This window comes from Bradyrhizobium sp. CER78 (assembly GCF_029846235.1).
Taxonomy (GTDB): Bacteria; Pseudomonadota; Alphaproteobacteria; order Rhizobiales; family Xanthobacteraceae; genus Bradyrhizobium.
In genome coordinates this window covers 214,757-238,548 of record NZ_JARVWP010000010.1, presented here as the reverse complement: position 1 = coordinate 238,548, position 23,792 = coordinate 214,757, and the positions used below count along the sequence as shown (strand labels likewise).

General features: G+C 61.2%; 20 protein-coding genes. 2 read left to right on the top strand and 18 right to left on the bottom strand.

Going from position 1 to position 23,792, the window contains the following annotated elements:
* Positions 1–67: 67 nt before the first annotated feature.
* The 16 genes from QDT69_RS22960 to QDT69_RS22885 form a co-directional block, all read right to left on the bottom strand.
* Entirely contained in the window at positions 68–1,372 is a 1,305-nt protein-coding gene (locus QDT69_RS22960; RefSeq protein WP_279708751.1) for an acyl-CoA dehydrogenase family protein, read from the bottom strand.
* An 11-nt stretch (positions 1,373–1,383) separates the two neighbouring features.
* Entirely contained in the window at positions 1,384–3,063 is a 1,680-nt protein-coding gene (locus QDT69_RS22955; RefSeq protein WP_279708750.1) for an AMP-binding protein, read from the bottom strand.
* 108 nt (positions 3,064–3,171) lie between these two features.
* The gene (locus tag QDT69_RS22950) at positions 3,172–3,963 is read right to left on the bottom strand and encodes a GntR family transcriptional regulator (RefSeq protein ID WP_279708749.1); all 792 of its coding nucleotides are present in this window, start codon (positions 3,961–3,963) and stop codon (positions 3,172–3,174) included.
* Positions 3,964–3,978: 15 nt separating this feature from the next.
* Entirely contained in the window at positions 3,979–5,520 is a 1,542-nt protein-coding gene (locus QDT69_RS22945; RefSeq protein ID WP_279708748.1) for a sugar ABC transporter ATP-binding protein, read from the bottom strand.
* Positions 5,517–6,635 carry an SMP-30/gluconolactonase/LRE family protein gene (locus tag QDT69_RS22940; protein WP_279708747.1) on the bottom strand — a complete coding sequence of 373 codons (1,119 nt, stop codon included), beginning with the start codon at positions 6,633–6,635 and terminating at the stop codon, positions 5,517–5,519. The genes QDT69_RS22945 and QDT69_RS22940 overlap by 4 nt, the downstream gene beginning before the upstream one ends.
* 3 nt (positions 6,636–6,638) lie before the next feature.
* Entirely contained in the window at positions 6,639–8,750 is a 2,112-nt protein-coding gene (locus QDT69_RS22935) for an SMP-30/gluconolactonase/LRE family protein (RefSeq protein ID WP_279708746.1), read from the bottom strand.
* A gap of 114 nt (positions 8,751–8,864) precedes the next feature.
* Positions 8,865–9,887, bottom strand: a complete 1,023-nt coding sequence (locus tag QDT69_RS22930; RefSeq protein WP_279708745.1) for a sugar ABC transporter substrate-binding protein — start codon at positions 9,885–9,887, stop codon at positions 8,865–8,867.
* A gap of 56 nt (positions 9,888–9,943) precedes the next feature.
* A complete protein-coding gene (locus QDT69_RS22925) occupies positions 9,944–10,930 on the bottom strand; it encodes an ABC transporter permease (protein WP_279708744.1) in 987 nt (328 codons plus the stop codon).
* Positions 10,931–11,204: 274 nt separating this feature from the next.
* The gene (locus QDT69_RS22920; RefSeq protein WP_279708743.1) at positions 11,205–12,143 is read right to left on the bottom strand and encodes an SMP-30/gluconolactonase/LRE family protein; all 939 of its coding nucleotides are present in this window, start codon (positions 12,141–12,143) and stop codon (positions 11,205–11,207) included.
* On the bottom strand, positions 12,103–14,166 hold the full coding sequence (locus tag QDT69_RS22915; RefSeq protein ID WP_279708742.1) for a PQQ-dependent sugar dehydrogenase: 2,064 nt from the start codon (positions 14,164–14,166) through the stop codon (positions 12,103–12,105). Before QDT69_RS22915 ends, QDT69_RS22920 begins: the two co-directional genes overlap by 41 nt.
* Positions 14,167–14,369: 203 nt before the next feature.
* On the bottom strand, positions 14,370–15,008 hold the full coding sequence (locus QDT69_RS22910) for a 2-hydroxychromene-2-carboxylate isomerase (RefSeq protein WP_279708741.1): 639 nt from the start codon (positions 15,006–15,008) through the stop codon (positions 14,370–14,372).
* A 22-nt stretch (positions 15,009–15,030) separates the two neighbouring features.
* On the bottom strand, positions 15,031–15,747 hold the full coding sequence (locus QDT69_RS22905; protein ID WP_279708740.1) for an ABC transporter ATP-binding protein: 717 nt from the start codon (positions 15,745–15,747) through the stop codon (positions 15,031–15,033).
* Entirely contained in the window at positions 15,744–16,496 is a 753-nt protein-coding gene (locus QDT69_RS22900; RefSeq protein ID WP_279708739.1) for an ABC transporter ATP-binding protein, read from the bottom strand. The genes QDT69_RS22905 and QDT69_RS22900 overlap by 4 nt, the downstream gene beginning before the upstream one ends.
* Positions 16,493–17,446, bottom strand: a complete 954-nt coding sequence (locus QDT69_RS22895) for a branched-chain amino acid ABC transporter permease (protein WP_279708737.1) — start codon at positions 17,444–17,446, stop codon at positions 16,493–16,495. Before QDT69_RS22895 ends, QDT69_RS22900 begins: the two co-directional genes overlap by 4 nt.
* Positions 17,446–18,312 carry a branched-chain amino acid ABC transporter permease gene (locus QDT69_RS22890; RefSeq protein WP_279708736.1) on the bottom strand — a complete coding sequence of 289 codons (867 nt, stop codon included), beginning with the start codon at positions 18,310–18,312 and terminating at the stop codon, positions 17,446–17,448. The genes QDT69_RS22895 and QDT69_RS22890 overlap by 1 nt, the downstream gene beginning before the upstream one ends.
* 61 nt (positions 18,313–18,373) lie before the next feature.
* Positions 18,374–19,570 carry an amino acid ABC transporter substrate-binding protein gene (locus QDT69_RS22885; RefSeq protein WP_279708735.1) on the bottom strand — a complete coding sequence of 399 codons (1,197 nt, stop codon included), beginning with the start codon at positions 19,568–19,570 and terminating at the stop codon, positions 18,374–18,376.
* A 554-nt stretch (positions 19,571–20,124) separates the two neighbouring features.
* Here QDT69_RS22885 and QDT69_RS22880 point away from each other — a divergent pair.
* Positions 20,125–20,679, top strand: coding sequence for an Lrp/AsnC family transcriptional regulator (locus QDT69_RS22880; RefSeq protein ID WP_279708734.1), 555 nt, complete (start codon positions 20,125–20,127; stop codon positions 20,677–20,679).
* A gap of 29 nt (positions 20,680–20,708) precedes the next feature.
* Here the strand turns inward: QDT69_RS22880 and QDT69_RS22875 are convergent, their stop codons facing one another.
* Together QDT69_RS22875 and QDT69_RS22870 are read right to left on the bottom strand one after the other, a co-directional pair.
* Positions 20,709–21,683 carry a quinone oxidoreductase gene (locus QDT69_RS22875; RefSeq protein WP_279708732.1) on the bottom strand — a complete coding sequence of 325 codons (975 nt, stop codon included), beginning with the start codon at positions 21,681–21,683 and terminating at the stop codon, positions 20,709–20,711.
* Positions 21,684–21,739: 56 nt separating this feature from the next.
* Complete coding sequence (locus tag QDT69_RS22870) at positions 21,740–22,012, bottom strand: hypothetical protein (protein ID WP_279708730.1); 273 nt, start codon at positions 22,010–22,012, stop codon at positions 21,740–21,742.
* Between the two features lie 376 nt (positions 22,013–22,388).
* On the opposite strand from QDT69_RS22870, the gene QDT69_RS22865 reads away from it, so the two are divergent.
* On the top strand, positions 22,389–23,756 hold the full coding sequence (locus tag QDT69_RS22865; RefSeq protein WP_279708729.1) for an FAD/NAD(P)-binding protein: 1,368 nt from the start codon (positions 22,389–22,391) through the stop codon (positions 23,754–23,756).
* Positions 23,757–23,792 lie beyond the last annotated feature (36 nt).

The window sequence follows — 23,792 nt, the reverse complement described above, 5'->3', positions numbered from 1 at the left end:
TGCGGCAAACGTGAGCAGACCCGAGAGTGTCGATACGAGGTCGCGAGCCCCCACCTTCTGGACCCATCTATGACAGTCGTTTCGGGCGCGGCCACAGGCCTCCTTCGGACCATGCTTCAGATTCATCTGGGGACATTGGATCGGCATCGCCGCCGGTCCGCGCGGGATCGGAATTGAGCCAACGATGCAGCTCGAGCTTGCCTATCTGGTTGCGGTGAACCTCGTCGGGACCATCTGCCAGTCGCAGCAAGCGGGTCGTGGCGAGCGCTGCCGAGAGGAAGTGGTCGTTGTTGGTTCCACCTCCACCGAAAACTTGTATTGCCCAGTCAACGATCGTCTGTGCCATGTTTGGCGCGACGACCTTGATCATGGCAATTTCCTGCCGCGCGGACTTGTTGCCGACTGTGTCCATCATATAGGCCGCCCTGAGAGTCAGCAGTCGCGCCTGCTCGATCATCATGCGGGCTTCGGCCAGGCGCTCAAGCGTCACCGTTTGCTCGGCGATCGGCTTGCCGAAAGCGACACGGTTCAGCGCCCGCCGGCACATGCGCTCGAGCACGCGCTCGGAAAGGCCTATCAACCGCATGCAATGATGGATGCGTCCGGGTCCAAGCCGTCCCTGCGCGATCTCGAATCCACGTCCCTCGCCAAGCAGCATGTTGGTGGCCGGCACGCGCACATTGGTGAACATCACCTCGGATGCGCGATCCGGTACGCCGTAAAATCCGAGCACCGGCAGCGAACGGACGACACGCACGCCCGGTGTATCTTTCGGCACAAGGATCATCGATTGGCGCTTGTGACGGTCCGGGTGCTCTGGGTCGGTCTGCCCCATGAAGATGATGATCTTGCATCGCGGATCGGTGGCACCGGTCGTATACCACTTGCGACCGTTGATCACGTAATGGTCGCCGTCACGCACGATCAAGCTGGCGACATTGGTCGCATCGGATGAGGCAACGTCGGGCTCCGTCATCGCGAACGAAGAGCGAATTTCGCCTGCGAGCAACGGCTTCAGCCAACGCTCCTTCTGCGCTTCCGTACCGTAACGCAGGATCGTCTCCATATTTCCGGTGTCCGGCGCGCTGCAATTGAACACCTCGGGAGCCAGATGCGAACGTCCCATGATCTCGCACAGCGGCGCATATTCAAGATTTGTCAGCCCATCCTCGTGAGCTGGCAGAAACAGGTTCCACAAGCCGGCCTGTTGCGCGAGCGGCTTCAATTTCTCCACGATCGGGTGCACGGCCCAGGGCCCGAGCCGCTCCGCTTCCTGATAATACCGGCGCTCATTCGGATAGATGTGCTCCATCATGAAGCGCTCGATACGCTCGGCCAGTTCTCGGCTGCGTTCGCTTTGCGTAATATCCACTTGAATACTCCTTACTGGCTGCGCAGGCTGTCCCGGAGTGTGTTTCGGGTAATCTTGCCTGACTCCGTCTTCGGCAAATCGTCCAGCACGCGAATGTCGACAGGGCATTTGTAGGCGGCCAATCGTTCGCGGCAAAAGCCCGAGAGCGCGGCGACGTCGATTGCGGCACCAGGCCGCGCGGAGACGAAAGCCACTACCGTCTCGCCGCGATAGGGATCGGTAGCACCGACGACGGCTGCCTCGCGCACGCCCGGAAAGCCGTAGATCACGTCTTCCACCTCACGCGGCCAAACCTTGAAGCCGGAGGCTGAGATCATGTCCTTCTTGCGGTCCACGAGATAGAACCAGCCGCTCTCGTCAAAGAAGCCGACGTCGCCGCTGTGCAGCCAACCATTCATCAGCACCTCATCGGTTTCCACCGGCTTTCTCCAGTAGCCAGCCATCACACCGGACCCACGCACGACCACTTCGCCATGTTCACCCGGTCCGAGCGGGTGACGCTCGTCGTCGACCACGATCGCATCGACCGCGGACGTTGGCCTGCCGATGGACAGCGCGCCCGACGCGGGATCGACGGGAATTGGACCTTCGTTGGGTGCAAGATGACTTGCAGAGGTCAGCTCAGTCATTCCATAGGAACTGCGGATCGCCCGTCCAAACCGCTCCGCAAAGGCGTCGATCACCGAGGGCGCAATCGGCGCGCCGCCGGAATAGATATGGACGAAGCTCTCGAAATGCCGGCGCGTTGCGTCGGCCTGATTCATCAACGCGATGTATGCCGTGATGGCACCGATAATGAATGTCGGCCGCCATTCGAGGAAGGCATCGAGAGCGACCTGCGGCTGGAAGCGATAGGTCAGCACCATCGCCGCACGCGCAGCGAAGGCCGCAACCATCTGGATCTCGAAGCCGGTGATGTGGAACAGCGGCGCGACGCCGAAGATCCGCGACGTCCTGTTCAGCTCGAAATGATCGCGGCAGACCAGCGCCGTCGCCACCAGGTTGCGATGCGTGAGCATCGCGCCCTTGGGAACGCCCGTGGTTCCGGACGTGTAGAGCAGCAAGCCGATGTCGTCGGGGGTCAGGACAAGCGGCGGCGGCACGGATGCGTCTTCGGCGAAGACCACGGCCAGCGCTTGGGTCGGCGGCGCCGCGCCCGGCTCCGGCAGCACCCGGACATCGTTCCGCATCTGGAATTCACGGGCGGAGGTCCAGAGCACCAATTCGGGATCGACTGAATCAGCGGCCGGGACAACGTTGTCCCATTGATCATCGTGACAGATCACCGCCTTGGGTTCGCAGTCCTTGAACAGCTTCCGAAGCTCCGGCGTCCGGTACATCGGATTGAGGCTGACGACGATGGCCCCGACTTTCCATGCCGCCACGCTGGCGATGACGAACTGTGGTACATTCTGAAGAATGACGGCAACCCGGTCGCCGCGGCCAACCCCCTTGCGTGCGAAAACGCCGGCGAGACGGTCGCTCAACCCGTCGATATCGGCATAGCTCTGCGTCGCATCGAAATAGAACAGTGCTGCCGCCTCGCGCGGCGCGGCCCGAAACAGATCGAGCGCCGTCAGCCTTCTGTGATCGGGAGAGGCGTCGGTCGTTTGTCCGAGACGTGCCCGCAGCTGACCGGCGGCTTCTTCGTAAGCGCGCACACGCAATGCAGAATCGAAGTTAGCACTCATTCTCATGACCTGCCGCCGTCGTGACAGCGCCCGCCGTGTCCGACCCTGCGGTTATGAATGCCGGCAGCCATCATTGTCCTGCCGCCGACAACGTCGGCATTCCTGAACCTAGTCATTGGACCTTTTTCCGCGATAGACCGAGCCGAGACGCGCGTGCCGCAATGCGGCGCGGTTCGCAAGGGGCGGTTGCGCCGCCCCGCTCTCTTTGGCCTGGATGACCACGCGCGTCCGCCGAATGTGGAGACGCACCAGCACCTGCGCGGCATCGACATCGCGCGCCCGGATCGCATCCATGATCAGGACGTGCTGGGGATCAGAGAACGGAAACCCGTCCTTGGCATAGGTCTCGCTGACGAATTGCCGCCGGAAGTGCTGCGTACTATTCCAGAAGCGCTCGACCATCGCCAGCAGTTGCGGCATCCGCGCGCGCGAATAGGTCCGTAGATGAAACTCCCGGTCTAACTGGATGTATTCCTCGAGCGTCGTCACCTGCTCGAGCTCGCGTACGATACGGTCGAGCGTCTCAATGTCCTCGTCGGTCAGGTTCGGAACGCTTTCGCCGATGGCAAGCGGTTCGACCGCTTCGCGGATCTTGTAGATCTCGATCGATTCCTCCGAATCGACATCCGCAATCCAGGCGCCACGGTTCGGCGCCATCACCACCAGCCCCTCGTTCTCGAGCTGCTTCAGCGCCTCGCGCACGGGAATGCGGCTTGCTCCAAAATGCGCCGCGAGAAGTTCCTGCCGGATGCGGGTGCCCGGCCGCATCTCGCCGCTCAACACCGCGCTGCGGATCTCACTTGCGATCCGCTCGCTCATCAGCCGACCGCCATCCGCATCATCTTCATTGGCGTCGCGCGCCGCATCCTTCCAATGGGGAGGTCGCTGATAGGCACTCACGAAAGGCCCTCCTTATCAATGAATGGCCGCATACATGATCTTGTCTTCGGTCGCATCGGCTCGTGCCATTTCTTCAACAATACGCCCACCGCGCGCGACCAGAATCCGATCCGAGATCGCCAGAATCTCCGGCAGATAGGAGGAGATTACAACGACTGCCTTGTTCTCGCCCGCCAGCTTGCGAATTGCCTGGTGGATCTGCGGAATGGCGCTGACGTCCACCCCTCGCGTCGGCTCGTCGAAGATGACCACCGTCGGTTTCTGCGCCAGAGATTTTCCCACCACGACCTTCTGCTGATTGCCGCCGGAATATTCCACGATCTTCAGCGTTCGCTTCAACGCCGAGATCGAGAGCGCCGAGATCCATTGGTCGGCAATCCGTTTCATCTCGCGTGTAGAGTAAAGGAATCGCTTGATACGCGGCGACGACAGATAACCAAGATAGATATTCTGATCTACCGTCATCGTTTCGAAGAAACCGTCGACCTTTCGATCCTCGGTGATATAGGCGATTCCGTCGCGCACCGCCTGCCGCGGCACCCGATAGCGAACCGGCTTGTCCCGCAAATAGATCATCCCGCCGCGCAGGAAATTACGTTTGCGCGCGCCGCTGACGATCTGCGCGATCTCGGATCGCCCGGCGCCGACCAGGCCGAAAATGCCGACGACCTCTCCGTTGAACACCGAAAAAGACATGTTCTTGACGATGCTCCCCATCGTCACGTTCTCGACCGAAAGCACCTTCTCGCCGCGCGGCGCATGGGGTTTTGGGGCGTCCGGATCGGCGCCGTGGGTCGCGTACTGCGCCGCCGTCTCCTCGCGGCCAACCATCATCCGCACCAGGGCGTCACGCGTAACGTCCTTCGCGGGCATTGTGGCGACCAGCTTGCCGTCCCGGAGCACGGTGATGCGATCGGCGATGTTGAGCGCCTCTTCCAATGCGTGCGAGATAAAGATGATTCCGGCCCCCTTCTCTTTCAGGGTGTTGAGAAGATGAAACAGATGCTGCGTCTCTTCGGGCGTCAGCGACGCAGTCGGTTCATCGAAGATGAAGATCCGGGCATTGTGGCGCACTGCGCGCACGATCTCGACCATCTGCCGCTTGGCCGTTCCGAGGTTCTCGACAAGCACCAACGGGTCGACGTTGAAGTTCATCGATTGCAGCGACTGGGTCGCTGCGATGTTGATCTTGCTGTAAACCGTGACCCACTTCTCCATGCCGAGTTCGAGGTTCTGCGCCACCGTCATCGACGGCACCAGACTGGACTCCTGGTAGACCATCGCGACGCCACCCTCGAGCGCCTCCTTTGGCGAGGCGAACGAGACCTTGCGACCTTGGATCATATAGTCCCCGGAAGTCAGCACGATTGCGCCTGCGATCGCCTTGCAGAGCGTCGACTTTCCTGCCCCGTTCTCGCCCAGCAGCGCGTGGATTTCACCCGGTCGCAGATCGAAATTGACGCCATCGATCGCATGCAGACCACCATAGACCTTGCTGCCATTGACAAGCTGGAGCAGCGGGGTTCCTGCCTGTTGTTCCGCCGCCATGGCGCTCATCCTTCTTCTGCGCCGCGGCTGCGCGGCAGTTCAACGAGGCAATCGCGTCCCTTGGACACCGCCAGCACACGGGAGCCCAGTGCTCGGACGGCGGTTATTCCGTGGACCCGACCATCGACGCGGCTGTGTAACGTCTCCGTCGCCATGCCCTTTGCATTCAGCCGCGCAACGAGACCATACGAGCGCGGCGGTGCCCATGGCTTCTGAATGCCAAGCTTCTTGATGCGGCCGATCTGGGTCGGCTCGCGCGGGTTGAGGCGGCCGTCCAGCGCCGGGCCGATCCAAAGCTCTGATGGTACCGTCCGCATCATCTCTTCGCAGAATGCCCGTTCGCGCAGGACGAATTCGGTCAGCTGCGTGCGCAGCGCGAGGAAAGCCATCCAGATCTCCCCGTTCGCGCCCGGCCCGAGACGCGCCGGATAACCGGTATAGTTCTTGACGATCGCGCGCTTATCGCCGCCGGAGCGTGAAAAGGCGGTCAGACGATGCGCCCAGGACTCGGCGACCCACACCTCGTTGCCGTCGCTGGAAACGGCCAAGCCGAGCGGCCAAGCAAGCTTGTCTGCGCGCACGCTCGCTCGACCGAGCGAGGCATCGCAAGCGATGAGACGGCCCGAGGGGGCGCGGTTCTGCATCAGATCGGTCAACCAGTCTTCAGGCCGGTTGGTGCGCGAACCATCAGTCAGATAGATTGCCCCGTCCGGGGCAACCGTGACCGACAATGGACAGGCAATCTTCTCACCGCCGACGCTTTCGAGTTTCGCGACGATTCGGCCTGCTGGTGAAAGCGCCACCAAACCCGCGCCAGAGACGCAAGCCAGCAGCCTGCCATCCGGCGCGGAAGCGAGCCCGCCGACGAGACCGTCAAGCGTCACGAACACGGCGCGCGTGCTGAAATCGGCTCCCGTGCAACGCAGGATGCTGTTGCCGGTCGAGACGTAGAGCGCGCCATCCTGCCCAAGCGCGATGTCATCCGGCCGCTCGATCTCATCGCCGAGTTGGCGGGCGTGATCGAGCCGCTGGTTCGGAGAGAACGCCCCGTCGAGCACCGGAATGACATGAAGCTCCCGGTTCGGAAACAGCACGCGATCGACGATATCGCCAAGCAGAGACATGGCTCAGGCCCTTCCCCAATAGGACACGTGCGCTTCCCAGTTGGGGTCGGCGCCCTCAAGGCGGATACGGCCGATGCGGTTGTTCTCGAGACCGCCGATATAGAGATGGCCCTTGTGCTCGCGGACCGAGGTGATGGTCGGATGCGAGAGCCCGCCCGGATCCCAGAGCGATTCCGTCACCACGCCATTGTCGTCGAACTTGACCACGCAGCCGTAGTTGATGCCAGGGCACAGCCATTCATCCGGGGGGATCTGCTTGACCATGCGGGTACGGAAAACAGGGTTGCGCATGGCAAGGTCATAGACCGGCGTACGCAGGCCGACGAAGGCGAGCCAGTACTTGCCATCGGATGCACGATTGATGTTGTCGCAATAGCCTGGAAGGTTGTCGATCAGGACTTCGCTGGTGCCCGCCTTCGGTCCGGCAATCCAGTAACGGTTGATCTGGCACAGCCAGGTGCTCGCCCACAGCACCGACTGCCCGTCATGCGAAATGCAGATGCCGTTGGGGAACGTCAGGTTCTTGAGGACAGTCCTGGTGATGCCGGTTTTTGGATCGTGGCAAATCAGCCGGCCATTGCCGCGCCCCTCAAATCCGTCGAGCGCCCAGTCGGTCAGTTCGTAGCGTGTCGAGGCCTCGCTGAAGTAGATATTGCCGTCGGGTGCGACGTCGAGATCGTCAGCCAGATAGAGCCGGGAGTCGTCCTTGAGGCGTGTGCGCGTGCGCGTCGTGCGATCCGTGACCTTGAAGACCGAACGATCGGGCTTCACGCCGTACACGCCCATGCCGGCGATGCAGACAAGGAGGTTCTGATCTCGATCGAATGCCAGCCCGAGCGGCCGGCCGCCGATGCGCGCGAATTCCTCGCGTACGGCGTAGTCGGGCGCGAGGAAGCGGATGATCGAACCGTTGCGGTTGACGGTGTAGAGGTTGTCCTTGCGGTCAAGGATGACGTCCTCGGGGCCCTCGATCATATTGAGCGCAATCGCTTCAGCGTTCTTCAGCCGGTCATTCTCCGCGAACGGCGTTCCGCTGCCGCGCTCGACCGACGGCGGCGGCTCGAAGTCAACCCAGCTTGGGGTGACATAGACCTTCTGCAGCACCTTGCCCTTGTTCTTGACCCACTTCACGTTGAAACCCACCGCGAGCAGCAGGATGATGCCGATGATGGCGGTCGTCAGGTTGCCGGAGATGCCGAGCCGCACCATGCCGCTGGTGAGCATGAAGATAATCGCCGCGCCCATGACGGCGCGCGCGATGGTACCGCGGCCGCCGGCAAGGCTGATGCCGCCGAGAACCACCGCAGCCAGCGCATTGATCTCCCAGCCGACGCCGGTGTCCGTACCCGAGCTGCTCTGGCGCGCGGCATAGAGGATGCCCGCCAGCGCCGCGACCGATCCTGACATCACATAGGCCGAGAACAGCACGCGCTTGACGTTGACGCCGGCATGCCGGGCCGCCTTCCGGCTCGACCCGACCGCCATGATATGGACGCCGGGCTTGACACGAGTGAGAAAGAAATGCGTGCCGACGGCAAGGAACATCAACACCAGCATGTTGACGGGAATGCCGAGCACTCTGCCGGATCCCATGAAATCCCACGTGCTGGACCCGCTATCGATGCTTGCGAGCTCGTTCGTGAACGCGACCGTCACCTTGTTGTAGGCCGCGCGGACGATGATGAGGACGACCAGGGTTGTGAGGAATGGCCGGGTCTTGCCGTAAGCGATCAGGCCGCCGTTGATCGCGCCCATCGCCGCGCCGAACAGGATGACCAGCACGATCGTCACCGGCAGCGGCAGCCCGACAATGAGATAGAGATAGAGCGCAAGGAAGTTCGACATCGCGAATACCGCGCCGACCGACAGGTCGATGCCGCCCGACAGCACGGAGAAGGCCATCGCGACGGCGACCATCCCCTGCTCAGCGAAATTCCGCATCAGCTCCTGAAGGCTGCCCGCTGTCAGGTAACGTGGGATCATCACCGCGAAGGCCAGGAACACCGCGATCGTGAGCGTGAATGGAATGATCGGCTCCATCCACCGCTTCTCAAGCAGCTCGCCCAGGAACAACTGGGGCGAATGGCGATGCCAGGCTCGTTGCAGGCTTTTCATCAACAGACTCCGGCGGGTTCGGCGCGGAGGCAGCCGAACAGCGGGGACGACGCAGGGAATGGGATCGGCACTCCAGCCTGCCCGCGCCGCAATGGGCGCGGGCGCCGGAACGATTTACTTCGCGTCCTTCGGGATGCTGAAGCAGTACATCCGATCGTCCTTCGACTTCACCCAGGCGGGGGTCGTGTAATAGGCCACGTTCTTCGCGCCCGGCTTGTCGCCGCTCTGCAAGAGCGCGATCACCGCGTCTGCTATGGTCTGCCCCTGCACGTCTGCGCGATACGACAGATTTGCGGAGAACGCGCCCTGCTCCAGCAGATCGCAATCCGCGGGCTGCCCGTCGCTGGCGACGAACACCTTTACCTTGTCGCCCATGTTCGCCGCCTTGATCGCCTGCGCCGCGCCCGCAGTCTGCGGCCCCCACACGCTGAGAATCCCGCACAGCTTGGGATGCTGCTGCAACACGGTTGTCGTGATATCGCCGGCCTTGTTGGCGTCCCAGCTTGTCGGCTGCGACGACACGACCTTGATCGATGGATCGGTCTTGAACACCTCCATGGCGCCGTTTTTCATGTCGAGCGAATAGGCCGCGGTCGCCTCGCCCTCAAGGATCGCGATTTCACCCGAGCCCTTGCCACCGCCGCACTGGTTGATCACTTCGCGCGCGATCTTGGTGCCGAGATCCTTGGCATCGACGCCAACATAGGCGTCGCTCAGGGTGTTCGACGCCATGTTGACCTGCACGACATAGATGCCGGCGTCCATAGCACGCTTGAGCTCCTTGGCGAGCAGCGTGACGTTCGGATTTTGGACCACGAGCACGTCGGGCTTTTCGTTGATGTAGTCGCTGACGGTTTGCAGCTGGATGTCGGACTTCATGTTGGCGTCGCGCGTAATGAGCTTGATGCCGTAATCGTCGAAGCGATCCTTCATCACGCGCGTCCATTCGGATTCCAGAACGCCCATCCAGACGGGCGACCAGGCAACCGTTTTTCCCTTGAGCGCCTTGTCGAACTTCTCACGCAACTGGTCGCGTGGTCCGGCCGCTTGCGATGGCGCCGCCACCAGCGCGGCGATAACCACCGACGCCGCCAGCCCGATGCCGGCGAACACCCTTCTGTGCACTGCTCTCGTCATGTTTCTTCCTCCCGTTTTATCGGCCGATTATTGCGGCCCGTTGATGATGCAGAGCTTTAGTCGCCCTGCTTCGACGTCTCCTCGTCGCGCGGATGCAGCCGGGAATCGAGCAGGATCGCGATCAGCAACACGATTCCCTTGACGATGTTCTGGGTCTGCACGTCCATATCCATGATGGTCATGCCGTTCAGCAGCACGCCGATCAGCAGCGTTCCGGCGATGACGCTCATCACGTTGCCGCGGCCGCCGACGAGACTGACTCCGCCGAGCACGACCACCATGATGACGTCGAAAATGATGGTCGATTCCGCGACCTGGAGATGCATCAGCGCCGTCTGCGCGACCATCACGACACCGCCGATATAGCCGATCGCAGCGCACAGCGCGTATTCGATCATGGTCAGCGGACGGGTCGGCAGACCGGTCTGGCGCGCGGCGTCTGGATTGTCGCCGTGAGCATAGACGAAGCATCCGATCACGGTGCGCGACAGGAACAGATGCACGACGACCGCGGTAGCCGCGAAGATCAGGATCGAGATCGGGACGCCGCCCCAGATGTTTCCGCCGAGCCGCAAAAATTCGTCATGCCCTCTGGAAAGATAGACGACGTAGTGCTGCACCGCGGTGGTGCGGACGATCCCAAGCACCGCAAGGCTCGACGCCAGAGTCGTGAGCAGCGGCGGCATCTCGACCACCGAGATCAGAAACCCATTCAGGACACCGATAGCGATCGCCATCACGAAACCGATCAAGAGTGCGACCGGCGTCGCGTAACCGGAATTCATCAGAATGATCGCGATCGCAGTCGAAGCGGCGAAGGAGGCAACTTGCGACAGATCGAGTCCACGCCCGATCACAACGACTGCCATGCCGAGCGCGAGGATGCCGAGAATGGAGATGTTGCGCGCCAGCGCGAACAAATTGCCGAGAGTGAGGAAGCCGTTCAGGAAGATCGAGAAAACGGCGATGAGGACCGCGCACATCGCCAGCACGGCCGTCGTCTGCGTCAATTTCGGCCCGCGCGCGCCCGAACTGCCGGTCACCGGGTCCTCCCAAGGTTGGTTTTGTTATGGGAGGAAGTTGATCAAAATGTATCCAAAAGTCAATCTTGGTATCCAAACAATCGATGGCAAGTTCTCGCGGCGCGGCCATCACCCGAAGAAGGTTATAAATTACATACTGTTATTCAATAAGCACCACGATCAAAATGTGACCGTATCCGTGCACCTACCAGCTGCATGGAGCCCACCTGGATAGATTGGATACATTTCGCCTCCCCCCTCTCTGGATCTGTCCAAGGACGGCACCTGTTCACGGCTAACAACGGCCGTGCTGAAGGCAGTGCTCACGGCCCTCCTGATCGGTGCGGAACGTTTCGATGTAGCCACCTTGGCGTTGGGTGACAAAGACGGTCTTGCCGTCGCTGCCGCCGAACGCGAGGTTGGTCGGCTCCTTGCCGCCGAGGCCAACTTGCCTTTCGACCGAGCCATTCGGCATCAGGATGGCGATCGTACCTTTCAAAATGCGGGCGACGAAGATCTTGCCGGCGACATCCGTGCGGAGGCCATCAACCGTGTCGGGCTCGAATGTCTTGATTAGTTCCGCATCGGTCAGGCCGTCCTTCCCGACCGCGTAAGACCAGATTTGGCCGGAATTGGACTCGCTCACGTAGAGCCGTTTTCCATCGGGACTGAGGTCAATGCCGTTAGTGGTACCCATGGCGCGGGGCGCGGTCATTACCTCGCCCTCCGATGATCCATCGGCGGCTCGCGCAATGCGCCATATCTGGCCGCTGCGCCCTTTCCAATTCGGGTCGCTGGCGTAGATCGTACCGTCGCTTGCAATGGTGATGTCGTTGGGCTGGTTCATCTTGTCCGAGTGAAACCAGACCTCCGGCTCGAGGCTGCCCTTCCTGATGACAAAGATGTTGTGCTTCTTGTAGTCGGCAATGAACATCGTGCCATCACGATCGAAACGGATTGCGTTTCCGACGCTGCCTTCGGGCAAATCGATGAACTTCTCCGACCGGGCGGCGCCCATGACGAGCTTGCCGATCGTGCCGGGCTTGCCAATATTGACGACAAACAGGTTGCCGTCGCGATCAACGGCCGGCCCCTCAATTCCGAACGTGTACTCGCCGGCGGGCGTCGCCTGATTGCTTTGAAACAGCTGCGCTTCTGTGGTTGCAGTTGCGCAGGTCGCCAATAGGATTTCACTACAGAGGCACCAAAAAATTGCTCTGGATGTAATAGCCATCGCCGTCGCTGCATTCGCCATTGAGGAAGGGGTCGGCCGGCCGATAAAAGCGACTGAAGCCGGGCTTACCCGTGGCGTCCTTTTGTGTCACCACAACGACCTTGGTCGTCGGGATTTCGCCGCAAACCTTGCCATCCTTGCTGAAGAATTCGCGTTCAGGCCGGCCAGGCTTGATGCGCATGCGGGTGCCGGGAACCATTTTGCCGACCAGATAGTCCGCAAAATTGAGAACGCGTGCATAGCCGGGTTCGGTCTTTGGCAGGTTCTCTCCACCTGGCGGCATCTGCTTCTCGGCCCCGATACCACGCAGCCGAATCCGCAACTTTCCGGAATCCGGGTCACCCGGATACATCCAGCCGTCTTGACCCAGCATGAAGCGCAGGACGGCCTCATCCTTTTCCGAATCGCTCTGGCCGGCCTTGAGGCCAAAATCCGTGTGACAACCAACACAGTGCTTCTCGACCAGGTTGGCTCGCACCGAAGTGAGATAGCCGGACTTCTGTGCATCCGCCTTGACGAACGAAACCAGCTCATCGATCTGGGCCTGGGAGCGCATATCACAAGGCAGCGGAGTCGGCGGCTCGCCGTTGGCCCGATCGATCCGTATGATCGTCTGGTTCTTGTCCTCAACCAGCCAGATCGCGCCGTCGCTGGCCACGGTCATACCGACGGGGGCACCGCGAGGCCGCGCACCGTTGACGCGGTGCCAGCCAGAGATCAGTTCCTCGTAAGGCGCCGCCTTGACCAGACCGTCGTCGGTTTGAAAGGCTCGCGTAGGTTCCGAGGCGCAACTTACGTGATAGCGGACCGGCGACGGGCTGAGCTTGGGGAAGCCCTGGTCGTCGACATCGTAGATCAGAAGCCGATTGCCGGTCGGGCGATAGCCGTGAAGATCGATCAGCAGCTTCCCCTCGAGCTCGGGGAACTTGGTGCCGTAATAATAGAGCATGGCGAGCGGCGCCCCGTGCGGTGGCAACAGCGAATAGGGCTGCCTGTAGAGCGCGGCATTGTTGCAGAGATTCTTGTAGCGGCCGGACTGCAGGACCGCCTTGAATTCGGGGCTCGCGGTCGACAGATCGTAGCAATATGGCCAGCCGTAATGTTTGCCCTTCTCAAGCGCGTTGATCTCCTCATTCGGCTTGAAGACATCCTGCAGGTCACGGCCGTTTTCGCCCTGGAGAAAGGCATAGCCGGGATCGGGAAAGCGCGGATGAACGGCAAGTGCCATCGAGTTGCGCAGGCCCTGTGCATAGATCTCGCGCTGCGGGTTCGGATCTGCCGGCTTGAGTGTCGGGAAAATGCCACTCGCCGGCGGCACAAACATCCAGACGGAGGCAAGCGGGGAGGATCCTTCGCCGGCCGGGCAAGGTTTCGTGATTGGTGGCCTTGTGATGCAATCGTCACTGTGCGAGCCGACGTTGACGAAGATGCGGCCGAGCCTGTCGAAGATGAAATGTTTCAGTGGATGACTGCTCTCAGTCACCTTTGTGCCATCGGACAGCGTCACTCGGCGGCCGGGCAAGCCCTGTATGATCACCTCGACGGTGCTGTGAGGATTGCTCGCCAGGGGATCAAAGCGAAAGATCGTCTCGGCGGTCGACGCATAGACCCTTCGGTCTGGCCCTATCGCTAGTCCGAAGGGGTATTCGAGACCGGTGATCACTTCCTTGATGCGCTTACCTTCAGTGGCATTCGGATCGAGCAGTAGCAGCTTGCCATCGGCCTGGCCCCAACCTCCCATATCGGCGACGACAAACTGCTCATGGCCGGGGATTTGCACGATTGATCGTGGAAACTGCAGCCCGTCGTCTTCGCTTGCGACAAGCCCAGCGCAAAATCCTCGCTTCATATCGATCAGGATGCGCGGAAAGGACAATGAACCGCTTCCACATTGCGCCGAGCCAACGGCATAGCCGCTCCTTCTAACCGGTTCAGAAGATGCAGTGGAGATCCAGAGTGGCGCGGTCGCAATCAAGATGCGCGCCAGAATTAGACCAGCATTCCGGGTGAAGCCCGATCGCATGCCCACTCCCAAATTGAAAATAAAAAGTCGAGACCCAGATTCCGACAACTTAAGCGCGCATCAAGAGATAGCGGACTTGCATCCCTTCCGTCAAAGAGGATCGCGGATCTGCGTTGCTGATGCCGCTATGCGCTCGCCACACCCGGACGGCGCGCCCAAAGGTACCGGGGCCCGCACACCGCTACGGTACGAATGGTAACGCGTTACGCGACGATTGTCGGCAGAATGGGCTCGGCCCCAGAAGCGATGGCCGCCCCCAATTGGTCAAGACGATCCTGCCCCCAGAACGGTTCGCCGCGATAGAAATAGAAGGGCGCGCCGAACAATTGCCGTTCGATCGCTTCGCGTGTCAAAAATGCCTCGCGTGCGACGAGTTTCGGGTCAGCCGCCAGCGCCAGCAAAGCTTCACCGTCCAACCCGCTGTGGTTCGCCAGGCTAACCAACGTCTCGGCATCCTCAACGTTTAGTTCGTCGGCCCAGACTGCCTTGAGGCCTGCATGCGCAAACGCAGTTGCGTCCCTGCCCTGGCCGATCGCAGCCAGCAGCATACGATGACCGAGGGATGGATCGGCGGGATAGAATTTCGGCCACGTCACCAGAGGAATTCCACGGATGCGTTTCCAGCGTTCCATCTCCACCAACCGATAGGACTGGCGCTGCGGGGGACGCAGACGCACCGGCTTGCCGCCGCCCGCGGCAAACACCGCCAAGAGATCGATCGGCTTGAACACAACCTGGACGTCGTGGCGCTTGGCCAGATCCTGGAACACCAGGCTGCCGATATAGGACCATAGAGAGATGAAGCTGAAATAGTATTCGACGGCCGGCCGCTGCTTTGTCATGTCAATCGCTTTCCCTCCGCTGCTACAGGCCGAGATACGCCGTACGAACCGCCGGATCGGCCGCGATCACGGCCGCCGTGCCTGACGCAACGGTTCGCCCCCGATCGACGATATAGGCATGATCTGCGAACTCAAGTGCAGTGGCGACATCCTGCTCAACCACAAGGAGGCTGGTCCCGGCGGCATTGACCTTGCGCAACGCGTCGACCAATTCGTCAACCACCCTTGGAGCCAAGCCGAGCGAGAGCTCGTCGATTATCAGCAAGCGCGGCGCGGCCATCAGCCCGCGTCCGATCGCGCACATTTGCTGCTCGCCCCCCGACAACGTGGTGGCGTCCTGCCAACGCCGCTCGCGCAGGCGAGGAAACAATGCAAAGACGCGTTCGACGTCCTGTCGGATCGCGGCCTTGTCGTCGCGCAGATAGGCGCCCAGCATCAGATTGTCCCAAACCGAAAGCCTCGCAAACAGACGCCGGCCTTCCGGCACATGGATCAAGCCGCGCCTCACAAATTCCGGCGGAGCGCTGGCAGGGACTATTTCGCCGGCAAAGATGATCTCACCGCCATAGGGCGGCAACATGCCCGATATCGCGCGCAGCAGCGTCGTCTTGCCGGCGCCGTTCGATCCGATCATGGCGACGATCGCGCCCTCCTCCACGACGAGGTCGGCCTTCCAGACCACCTGTACGTCGCCATAACGGACGGCGAGATCGTTCACCTGCAGCAGCGGTTGCGTCATATTCCGGCCCCTCTCTGGGCCTCGGCGTAACGTCGGCCAAGATAGGCTTCGATGACGTCTTCGTCCCTCATTATCTCCTGTGTCGGACCATCAGCGATGAGGCGTCCCTGATGGAGCACCAGCACTCGGGAGCAGGATTGGACGACCACCTTCATCAGATGCTCGATCAACAACAGCGTTATTCCGCGCGCTGCGATGGCAGCAATCAGCCGCAATGCCTCGTCGATTTCAGCGGCATTCAGTCCGGCATTAACCTCGTCAAGCAGCAAAAGCTTCGGCTTCGATGCGAGCCCCTTGGCAAGCTCGAGGCGTTTCCTGCCGGCAAGCGACAGCGAACCTGCCGGTTTGTCGGCGTCGCGCTCCAATCCACAGAATGCGAGATGTTCGTCGGCGACCCTTGACGCCTCAGCTTGGCTCGCGACACCACCGGCAAAAAGCGCCGCAGCGGCGACATTTTCGCGAACACGGAGGTGCGGAAACGGCTGCACGATCTGGAACGTGCGAGCGACCCCGCGACGGGCGACGCGGTCGGGTCTCTTCCCATCGATCCGATGGCCGTCGAATACAATGACACCAGACGTGGGCTTCAGAACGCCAGTTACGACATTGACAAATGTGGTCTTGCCCGCGCCATTCGGACCGATCAAGCCTACGACTTCCCCCTGCTTCAGCGACAGCGAGAGCTCATCAAGCGCCAGCAAACCGCCAAATCGCTGCGATACGTTCTCCAGAACCAGAAGCGATCTCACGGCCTCGCCTCCGGCGGGAGGACCGTCCGGATCCGCGTCCATATGCTGCCAACTCGCAGCTGGCCCAGGCCCGCCGGCAGGAACAGGACCAGCGCCACCACCAGCAATCCGAGGAAGCCCGAATGAAACTCCAGGCTGTTGCGCCAGATCAGCTCCTCGAGCCCGAGGAACGCGAAAGCGCCGACGATCGGGCCGGTAACCGTGCCGACGCCGCCAAGTAGCGTCATGATGATCGGCTTCACTGACAACGAGACGTCATACACATCGCTCGGATCGATGTAGATTGTCCAAGACGCGTAGATCGCTCCGGCAATACCCACAAACAGACTAGAGAGTGCAAGGGCCGCGATCTTGCTGCGGCCGGTGTCGATGCCGATGACCTGCGCAGCATCCTCGTTCTGAGCGATGCAGCGCAAAGCAACCCCGAGGCGCGACCGCGTCAAGGTCCATGCCGCGCAACAGGCCGCGCCTGCAAGCCCCGACATGACGCAAAGGAACAGCTTCGCTTGTGTCTCGGCGTCGCCACCGGGCAACGGAAGATTGAGCCCGATGCCGCCCCCGGTGACCGATACCCACACATTGGTGATTTCCCGCAATACATCGGCGGCCACCAGGCTTCCGATCGCAAAGTAATGTCCACGCAGGTGCAGGATGCACAGCCCAAGCATGACGGCAAACAATGCCACGATGAGGCCCGCACCTGCCCATGCGACCGAAAGCGGTATCCCGTTCGACAATGCGATTCCACTGGTGTAGGCACCGAGCCCGAAGAAGGCCGCCGTCGCGAAGGAAGGATAGCCGGCGAAGCCACCAATGATGTTCCAGGCGGTCGCAAGCGTGACATACATCGCAACCGTCGTACCCAGCCGCAGCGCATAGTTGTCGCCGAACAGCAGCAGTATGCCAAACACCGTGACAGCTGCGGCACCTATCAGACCACCGCGCAGCATCAGGTGAAGCCCTTCCGACCGAGAAGACCGGTCGGCCGCAGCGCCAGAAGCGCGATCAGCAGCAGAAATGACATCGTCAGCGCGTTCTCCGGCCCGACTGCGAGCGCGCCGTAGGACTCGATGACACCAAGTGCGAACCCGCCCAGCACCACCCCCGGCACACTGCCGAGGCCCCCGAGCACGCAAATCACGAACGCCTTGCCGAGATAGCCGCTCGATGACAGCGACGAGATCGGAAAGATTGCGGCGAGCAGCGCACCCGCCACGCCAGCCATGGCGGTGCCGAGCCCGAAGGCAATGGCATGGGTCAGTCGGACATTGATGCCCATCAGTGATGCCGCATCACGATCCATGCGCACCGCGACGATCGCTCGCCCGAGCTGGGTAGAACGAAGCACGAGCCATAGGGCGCCGACAGACACGAGCCCGATGCCGGTCGCATACAACCGGTCGAGTGGCAGCACTACATCGCCGAACTCAAGCACGCCAAGCGGCGGCTGAAGATTGATTTTGCGGTAATCTGCCGTGAAGGCAACCAGCATCAGGTTGTCGAGGAATAGCGTCAGCCCGAAGGTCAGGACCAGCGTCATCAGAACCGGCCGAGCCATCACGGGGCTAATGATCACCCGTTGGATCGCGAAGCCTGGCAGAAACAGGAGCATGCCGGCAATCGGCGCAAACAGGAATGGACTGATGCCGAGCTGCAGGTGAGCAAAGAACGCCAAATAGCCGCCAAGCACGATCAGCGAACCATGTAGGATGTTGATGATGTTAAGTACACCCCAAACCAGCGAGAAGCCGGCGGCAATGCAGGCGTACAATCCGCCAAGCGCAAGCCCGTTCACCAGCACCTGCAACCAAAGCATCGCGACCCCCACGACAACAAAGAACGCGGCTGATCCAGCGACTCGTAGCGTCGCCAAGCCGCTAGTGTGTCAAACCGGTCCGAAAACTGCCGGTGGCGACTTCAGGCGGGTAAACAACCTGAACCTTGCCTTCCTGAATCTGGAAGACCGGCGGGAGATAGGAATTCGCCATGCCGGTCGGACCAAACGAAACCGGTGCAAAGAACGTATTGAATTTGCCCCTCACCAGCTGTTCGCGAACAGCACTGCGGTCCTTCGATCCCGCGCGCTCGATCGCAAGCTGAAGGATGACGCCAACGGCCGCACCTGATGCTTGCGTGAAGTCTGGTTCAGATCCGTACTTGGCCTTGAATAGCGACACGAACTTCCGCGTCGACCCGAATATATCTTCGCTCTTGTAGTCGAGCACTGGATGAAACCAGCTCGCCGTCGTTACGCCTTCTGCGAGCGGGCCGACCGCGTCAATCCACTCCTGATAGGCCGGCCCGTTGATCAACGTGTAGATTTGGCCGCCGACCTTGAGCTCGGCTGCCTGCTTGCGGATCAGAATGAGGTCGTTGATGTAGCCGGTGACGATCACCCAGTCCGGATTCGCCGCGCGGAGCTGGGTCAACGCGGAGGAGTGATCCAGCGTGCCGATCGGGTACTTTTCGTAGTAGACCACGTCAAGCCCCCGCTTCTTGGCGCTCTTTTCAAACTCGTTGCCGAGCGAAAGCGGATAGAGGTCATTACGGCCGAGGATTGCGACGCGCTTCAGCGCTGGGAGTTTTTCCTTCACGACATCGGCGATCGGTTCGCTGAGCGAGCTGTTGTCGGTGTAGAGCCCAAATAGGTTCTTGTACCCCTGGTCAAACACCTCGTTCGATGACGCGCTGGAGGCGAGCATCGGAACGCCGTATTTTTCAGCAATTGCGCTGACCGCCTTGGCCGCGCCTGAACCGAATGGCGAAAACAGGAAGTCGACCTTGTCTCCGCTGATAAGCTTCTCCGCAAGCTGGACGGCCTTCGGGGTGGTTGATTGATAGTCATAGTAGACCAGCTCGACCTTAAGCCGTTTGTCACCGAGCTTGACGCCCCCAGCCTGGTTGACCGTGTCCAGCCAGAGTTCATAGCCCTGCTTGAGCTTGCTACCTTCCGGTGCAAGGGCTCCCGTGATCGGAAGTGGCGCGCCGATGCGGAGCGTCTCCTGCGCATTTGTTTGTGACAACGTCGCAAGTGCCAGCACAAGCGTCAGGGCTACTGCGCGAACCGCCTTCATCTCCGTCGACTCCTCGTAAGCAGTCGTCGGTGTCCGCGAGAGCGATCGTCGAGTCAACTGGCGGCAGTCAGAAAGCAATTAAATCCCAACAACGCACACCGGAAGGGAATTGTAGATGCGCCAGGTAACTCCGCGGAGAAATGCCTGTCGCCATGTGCGCGCTTACGCCCCTTGGCGCTTAACCAAACAGTCCGGCGTGCAGCGACGCGCGCTGGCAGCCGAGCTGGCGCATCGCTTGCAGCATCCCAGCCGGTAACACAGCCCGCTTTCCTCACTCGAGGTTGTCCAATTGCGTCGCAAAGCTCCGCTCGTTCCAGAATGAGCATGACGACGAGAACGCAGCGCCACCACCTGCAACCGCGTCAGCATCCCCGAGCGACCGCAACCTTCCGCGCGCTCCCCGACCCCGGGGACGGATGATCCACTATGAAATGCCGCAGCCGGAGAAAGTCATCCCAAGGCAATCTTCGTTTTCGTAAAATCACGCGCTTGCGTAGAGTATCCTTTCGTTTAGCATTGTAGGGCAACGATCCCCTTGAACGAATGTTCTACGCATGACCGAAGCCAATCCGATTTCGGTGGCGCTCCCCCGCCGCCTCGACGCTATTGATCGCAAGATCTTGAGAGTGCTCCAGGAAGATGCATCGTTGTCGGTCGCAGAAATCGGCGAACGTGTCGGGCTGTCGTCGACACCTTGCTGGAAACGCGTTCAGCGCCTGGAGACCGAGGGCATCATCACCGGCAAGGTCGCGCTGGTCGACCAGAACAAGATTGGCCTGGGTTTGTCAGTATTTGTTTCGGTGGAGAGCGATGATCACTCGGACGCATGGCTCAGACAGTTTGCCACCGTCGTCAGCGCGATGCCCGAAGTCATCGAATTCTATCGCATGGCAGGCGACGTCGACTACGTGCTGCGCGTGGTCGTCGCCGATATGCAAAGCTACGATCTGTTCTACAAGAGGTTGATCGGGGCGATCGCGCTCAAGAACGTAACGTCGCGGTTCGCAATGGAAAAAATCAAGTCCGTCACTGCCCTGCCCGTACCATCACTCGAGCTCCCGAAGCCGCACGCCATCCCAACTCGATCGGCCACTGAAACGAGAGTTTAGCGGGCAATCGAGCTGGACGCCGAAATCGACTAAACGAGCAGCACCGTCGATCCCGTCGTCTTGCGCGCGGCGAGATCGGCGTGGGCCTTGGCAGCGTCCTTGAGCGGGTGTGCCTGATTGATCTCGATCTTGACTGCGCCCGACCTTACGACCTCAAACAATTCGTTCGCCATGGCGACCAAATTCGCGCGTTTCGCGCCATAGGTGTTGAGCGTCGGCCGGGTTACATAGAGCGAGCCTTTCTGGGCCAGCAGACCAAGATTGAGTGGCTCGATGGCTCCCGAGGATTGCCCGAACAGCACTGCAAAGCCGAGCGGCGCCAGGCAGTCCAGCGATTTCAGGAACGTGTCCTTGCCGACCGAATCGTAGACAACCGGCACCAGCTGGCCCGCGGTGAGTTCCTTCACTCGCGCGACGAAGTCCTCGCGGGTATAGACGATAGCATGTGTGGTCCCGTGTTGCCTGGCGAGCGCAGCTTTCTCGTCGGTGCTGACAGTGCCGATCACGGTCGCGCCAAGATGCTTCGCCCATTGGCCCAGGATCAAGCCAACTCCGCCGGCCGCCGCATGCAGCAGAATAGTGTCCCCGCTCTTGACACGGTAGGTCTGGCGGATGAGGTACTGCACGGTGAGGCCCTTGAGCATCATGGCGGCCGCAGTCCTGTCGTCGATGCCGTCCGGGAGCTTGAGCAAGCGATCCGCGGGTATCAGGCGCTCCTCGGCATAGGCACCGAGCGGTGAACTGCCATAGGCGACGCGATCGCCCGGCTTCAGATCCGTCACCCCTTGACCGACCTCTTCGACAATTCCCGCTGCTTCGCTCCCAAGACCACTTGGAAGCGGCACATTGTAGACGCCGGCGCGATTATAGATATCCACAAAGTTGAGGCCAACGGCGGTGTGGCGGATCCGCGCCTCGCCAGGGCCGGGCTTGCCGAGCTTGACCTCTTCCCATTTCAGAACTTCGGGACCACCGGGTTGATGGAAGCGAAAGGCATGGGTCATGAACCGGCTCCTGCGGACAACGAGTTGCGGCGAAGCATCCGCCCGCGCTGACCATATCAGCGTGACACGCCCCGGCAATCGACCGCTCGGTCATCTTGCCGTGAGCGCGTGCAACTCAGATGCACCGCCGAAGCCACCAGGCAACGCTTCATCGCCGCGAAGCGGAGGAACCCCAGCGTTCGCGGCGATTGCGGCCGATGCATGGGGAATGAGATTTCAGCCGTGACTTCATCAAGACAATTACTCTCTTCAGAAGCGGCGCAGAACAGCTCATCGTTTTCAAACTTGCGCTCACCGTCGACATTCAAACGCAAGCGGCGCGAAAGCATGATATCGTTAGCAGCGAGCTCTAGGTGCGAAGGAGGGTCTATGCGTCGGATATCTTCCTGGCTTCATTCCCTCAGTGGAACGGTTCAACGGTTCCAGGCAAAATGTCGCAAGCTTGCGCGACATGATCGAACCGATGAGAGCGAAGACCCGTACGAGTTCTTCTTTTTCGGCCCTCACGGCTAGCGACCTTCTCGCCGTATCGATCCCGCTGAGTAAAGCGGACGGCTTTCCTGAGGTTTTGGCGTCAGCGCTCCATCCCTGCCCCTGACGTCGCGTATCGACATGTATTCAAGGGCATGAATTGCCGGCGTCGCACGCCTGGTGTGGTCTGCCGATCAGTGGAGTGGCGGCATGGCGGGCCTCCGTAGGCGGCACATGATCATCATCGGTGGTGGCGCCAGCGGCGTGCTGCTGGCCTATCAGCTGTTGCATCAACCTCCCCGCGATCTCCGCATCACCCTGATCGAGCAGCGCCCGGATATCGGCCGTGGCATCGCCTATCACACCGGCAATCCCGATCATCTGCTCAATGTGCGCGTCGCCAACATGAGTGCGCTGCCGGACCAGCCTGATCATTTCTGGGGCTGGCTTAGCTCGCGCGAGCGCGATGTTCCCCATTGTCCGGATCCCTATTGTTTCGTGCCGCGACGCATCTATGGCGACTACATCGCGAGCTTGCTCGAACAGCACACGTCCGATCCGGCAGACGTGGAGCGCCTTTCCATCGTTCGTGGGACTTGTGTCGATATCAACGAAGGCCAAGCCGGGGTGACGGTCACGCTTGACGATGGTCAATCGCTGGCCGGCGATGCCGCCGTTCTTGCGACCGGACATGACATGCGCGCCAGCCGCGCGGGTTATTCGGATCCGTGGGCGCCGCCGTCGGCCGCGCCGGTTGATGCCGATGCGACAGTCCTGCTCCTTGGCACGGGACTGACCATGATCGACTACGTGCTGTCGCTGTTGCGCGACGGGCATCGAGGGCCGATCATCGCGATGTCGCGGCGCGGCCTGCTTGCAAAGCCGCATCGGCGCGTCGATGCCCAGCGCATTGACGAAGCCGATGTGCCGTTTGGCGCCAGCATCAGCAAGCTGCTCCACTGGCTCCGTAGCCGCATCGCGCGGAATGCGGCCGAGGGGGGTGACTGGCGTGGCGTGATCGACGGCTTGCGGCCCTACACTCAGCGGCTGTGGCACGAGCTTCCGGAGGCGTCCAAACGCCGCTTCCTCGAACACGCCCGCGCCTGGTGGGATGTGCATCGGCACCGGATGGCGCCGGAGGTCGAGGCCCGCATCTCTCAAGCAATCTATGCAGGGCAGCTTAGCCTGTTGGCAGCCAAGGTCATCAGCGTCGCGCCAACCGACGATGGAGCCCGCATCCACTATCGCCGGCGCGGCGATACCAGGATCCTCAACATGCACGCGGGCGCGGTCGTCGATTGCACCGGCATCGTCAAGGATCCGCGCGCCACGCCAAATCCGGCGGTACGCGGCCTGTTCGACCGCGGCCTGGCGCGCGTCGACCCGCTCTGCATCGGCATTGAGACGGATCGCAACTGTGCCATTATCGACCGCGATGGCGAGGTCTCGCAACGACTCTTTGCTGTGGGCCCGCTGACGCGGGCGGCGTTCTGGGAGATCATCGCGATTCCCGATATCCGCAACCAGTGTGCCGCTCTCGCCGCCCGGCTCGCCGAACCGACCGGCTCTCGTCGAGCAGAGCTCGAGCGGGTCCGGCTCTAGCTGCTGGCGCCCGCCAGAACGAACGGCGGCCACGCG

What these genes read in the sequence shown, in the direction of transcription:
- QDT69_RS22955 (WP_279708750.1), bottom strand. Translation starts at nt 3,063, where the DNA reads ATGAGTGCTAACTTCGATTCTGCATTGCGTGTGCGCGCTTACGAAGAA.
- QDT69_RS22945 (WP_279708748.1), bottom strand. Translation starts at nt 5,520, where the DNA reads ATGAGCGCCATGGCGGCGGAACAACAGGCAGGAACCCCGCTGCTCCAG.
- QDT69_RS22940 (WP_279708747.1), bottom strand. Translation starts at nt 6,635, where the DNA reads ATGTCTCTGCTTGGCGATATCGTCGATCGCGTGCTGTTTCCGAACCGG.
- QDT69_RS22935 (WP_279708746.1), bottom strand. Translation starts at nt 8,750, where the DNA reads ATGAAAAGCCTGCAACGAGCCTGGCATCGCCATTCGCCCCAGTTGTTC.
- QDT69_RS22930 (WP_279708745.1), bottom strand. Translation starts at nt 9,887, where the DNA reads ATGACGAGAGCAGTGCACAGAAGGGTGTTCGCCGGCATCGGGCTGGCG.
- QDT69_RS22920 (WP_279708743.1), bottom strand. Translation starts at nt 12,143, where the DNA reads ATGGCTATTACATCCAGAGCAATTTTTTGGTGCCTCTGTAGTGAAATC.
- QDT69_RS22915 (WP_279708742.1), bottom strand. Translation starts at nt 14,166, where the DNA reads ATGCGATCGGGCTTCACCCGGAATGCTGGTCTAATTCTGGCGCGCATC.
- QDT69_RS22910 (WP_279708741.1), bottom strand. Translation starts at nt 15,008, where the DNA reads ATGACAAAGCAGCGGCCGGCCGTCGAATACTATTTCAGCTTCATCTCT.
- QDT69_RS22905 (WP_279708740.1), bottom strand. Translation starts at nt 15,747, where the DNA reads ATGACGCAACCGCTGCTGCAGGTGAACGATCTCGCCGTCCGTTATGGC.
- QDT69_RS22895 (WP_279708737.1), bottom strand. Translation starts at nt 17,446, where the DNA reads ATGCTGCGCGGTGGTCTGATAGGTGCCGCAGCTGTCACGGTGTTTGGC.
- QDT69_RS22890 (WP_279708736.1), bottom strand. Translation starts at nt 18,312, where the DNA reads ATGCTTTGGTTGCAGGTGCTGGTGAACGGGCTTGCGCTTGGCGGATTG.
- QDT69_RS22885 (WP_279708735.1), bottom strand. Translation starts at nt 19,570, where the DNA reads ATGAAGGCGGTTCGCGCAGTAGCCCTGACGCTTGTGCTGGCACTTGCG.
- QDT69_RS22880 (WP_279708734.1), top strand. Translation starts at nt 20,125, where the DNA reads ATGACCGAAGCCAATCCGATTTCGGTGGCGCTCCCCCGCCGCCTCGAC.
- QDT69_RS22875 (WP_279708732.1), bottom strand. Translation starts at nt 21,683, where the DNA reads ATGACCCATGCCTTTCGCTTCCATCAACCCGGTGGTCCCGAAGTTCTG.
- QDT69_RS22870 (WP_279708730.1), bottom strand. Translation starts at nt 22,012, where the DNA reads ATGCTTTCGCGCCGCTTGCGTTTGAATGTCGACGGTGAGCGCAAGTTT.
- QDT69_RS22865 (WP_279708729.1), top strand. Translation starts at nt 22,389, where the DNA reads ATGATCATCATCGGTGGTGGCGCCAGCGGCGTGCTGCTGGCCTATCAG.